Here is a 274-nt window from a genome sequence, read left to right as displayed (position 1 = left end):
ACGTGGATCCGGCACAACATCTTTTAAACTCATCGCGGTAAAACCGCCATAAGAGCCAACCACTTCGCGCAAAGTATCGACACTTATAAACCCCATGCTTACCAGAGTTTCACCGAGTTTTTGGCCATTTCTTTTATGCTCGGTCAGGGCAATATTTAGTTGGTCACGGGTTATATAGCCGTCACGGATTAAGCGCTCACCAAGCCTTTCCGGATATTGCATCAGGGTTCAGCGCTCCTGAAATTGCGTAATACAAGCAGTCTTTGTTTGATTG

The 274-nt window shown here is 46.0% G+C and carries 1 protein-coding gene; it reads right to left on the bottom strand.

Annotated features, from left to right (window positions below):
• Positions 1-222: cyclic di-GMP-binding domain-containing protein, MshE-related (locus AVJ23_RS23035; protein ID WP_205626913.1), on the bottom strand; the 222-nt coding region annotated here is incomplete at its 3' end.
• Positions 223-274: the final 52 nt, after the last annotated feature.

Source organism: Pseudoponticoccus marisrubri (assembly GCF_001482405.1).
Lineage (GTDB): Bacteria > Pseudomonadota > Alphaproteobacteria > Rhodobacterales > Rhodobacteraceae > Pseudoponticoccus > Pseudoponticoccus marisrubri.
Note: the sequence above shows the minus strand (reverse complement) of the source record. Positions and strands in the feature narration are given on the sequence as shown.